2 protein-coding genes and 2 pseudogenes are annotated in these 2,218 nt (G+C 37.7%); all 4 read right to left on the reverse strand.

The genetic code is table 11. The features are described from left to right. A pseudogene (locus GMD6S_RS12510) lies at positions 1-134 on the reverse strand (AzlC family ABC transporter permease); the annotation flags it as partial. Between the two features lie 67 nt (positions 135-201). Beyond that, positions 202-804, reverse strand: a complete 603-nt coding sequence (locus tag GMD6S_RS11150) for a hypothetical protein (protein ID WP_025172956.1) — start codon at positions 802-804, stop codon at positions 202-204. A 93-nt stretch (positions 805-897) separates the two neighbouring features. Next, the gene (locus GMD6S_RS11155) at positions 898-1,524 is read right to left on the reverse strand and encodes a hypothetical protein (RefSeq protein WP_000673205.1); all 627 of its coding nucleotides are present in this window, start codon (positions 1,522-1,524) and stop codon (positions 898-900) included. Between the two features lie 145 nt (positions 1,525-1,669). After that, positions 1,670-2,218 (reverse strand): annotated as a pseudogene (locus GMD6S_RS11160) (hypothetical protein); the annotation flags it as partial.

The raw sequence follows: 2,218 nt of genomic DNA on the forward strand, positions 1-2,218 counted from the left end.
AGGCTCATCAAGCCCATCTCAACAGGTGTCACATAGGGCGCACCGATAATCCCACAAGCCAGACCAATGCTGACATAGCCAAGGGCAGTCGGCATGGCTGCCTGAACACCTTCCCAAAATCCTTTTTCTTTCATCCTTCTCCTCATTCTTACAAATACAGCATTCTACTACTAAGCATTCAAAACAAGCACGCTAGGGTAACTACCATCGAAATTGATCGATTGCAATATTATATTGGTTGTTCTCAGGATTATCCTCATTCTCATATTCTGTAGGATAAACATCAATCCAGAGTTCTCTCCCTTGCCCTTTCATTTTGACCTTAAATCGATAACCAACATCATACCCCACCAAAGCATCAACTTTCAAAGACTGAAAGTTTGGTAGAGCTTCGATTTCAGCTTTCATGTCTTGGGTCACTTTATAAAATATCTCTTTTTGTTGATCTTTGGAAGCCATAGGGAAATAAACCGTCGCTCCTTGTAAACGATGCGATTTTGAAAAAGTAACGGTCACTCGACCGCTGTAACTTTTCCATTTAAAGTTTTCGTAGTCATAGAAAAGGCGCCCGGTTTTATAGAGATAAGGATCTTTTGCACGCCAAGGATTGTGATAGCCTGTTTCTGTCTCTTCTACTATTTCATGAGGTTTTCCAAACACTTTTTCAAAAGATTCGAGGGGCATATTAAAAGAAACGGATTCAAACATGACCAATTGCGTCTTTTGAAACATTCGAAAAACCATTAAAGACAGCAACAATACCACTAGAGCAAGTGCCATACTCATTATTTTTGTAAATTTCATATTTCTACTATACTAAAAAACTCGGGCATTTGTCCAAGATAAAAAAAGTCAACAATTAACTGACTCTTTATTCTATGGTATAGAAGGAAAGGATTACGATGCATGCCTCCGATATTGACTAATCCCAACCCCATACTCCTTATCTTCAAGCTTTTCATGATATCCAAGTTCTGTCGAATAAACCTCGACCCAGAGATCCTCCGTTTGCCCTTGTAATTTGACTTTATATTGATAAGAATCTTGATCTAGTTCTACCATTTCAACTGTCATAGACTGATAGTCTGGTAAAGATTCAATTTCTGTTTTTATAGCCTGCGATAGTTTGTCAAGTAGTTCTTTCTGTTCCATTTTTGAAGCAACAGGAAAAGAAGCCCTCGCTTCTTCCAAGGTATGCCATTTTGAAAATGTAAAATCTGCGCGGATAGTATAGCCTTCCCATCTCATATTTTCGTAATAATAGAAAAGGCGACCTGTTTTATAGAAATACGGGTCTTCTGCACGCCAAGTATCACGATAGGCCATTTCCTCCTCTTCCACGACTTTGTCAGCTGCGACAAATGTATTTTCAAAAGATTCTACAGACATATAAAACGAAAGCGATTTAAACATGACTAACTGCGTACTAGGAAATTCCAAATTTTTAAAATTTTGGTAAGATTTTATAAATAAGATTATCACTCCAAGAGCAAGCAAACCACTGATTATTTTTGTAAATTTCATATTTCTACTATACTAAAAAACTCTATGATTGACAAACTTTGATAGAGTCGGATGCTGTGAAGGGTAAGTGACAAACCGCCATAATAAGAAAAAGACTGGGAAGCCAGCCTTATCATATGAACAAAAATTAAATCAAAGTTTCCTACTAAATGCTCTCACGAATATTCAAGAGCATGACAAATGCAGTTAGGAGTAATAGCAATAGAATAAAGCTGACCGATAGGACCCCAAAACTTGTAGCAATCGTTACAAAAACGATTGTGAATAGACTTGGTAAAACAACCGTAATCGCACCAATAGAGGATTGAACCGCTCCCATTGACTCCTCAGGTATTTGTTTAAAGACGAGTTCTTGCAATCTAGGAGAGAGTAACCCTGCGATGAAGGCATCCAAGGAGCTGAAAAGCAGAATCAAACCAAAATGAACTGTGGCAAATCCTACTAGAAGGAGTAACTGGATGACGACCGAAGCGTATAGAGCTGTTTTTATAGAAATCGTATTTTTCAGATAGCCACTTACAAGGCTTCCGACAATAAGTGCTAACAATTCTAGTGTTGATAACAAAGCGAGTGATTGACCAGTTTGTAAATTCAAAAACGGTTGGTTTCTTAAAAAAAGAGTCGAAATAGGAACAGTGACATTGATCACAGCTTGGCTGATAGATACGATAAATAAAATGAAGATCACTCTATC

The sequence above is a fragment of the Streptococcus sp. GMD6S genome (genome assembly GCF_000297015.1).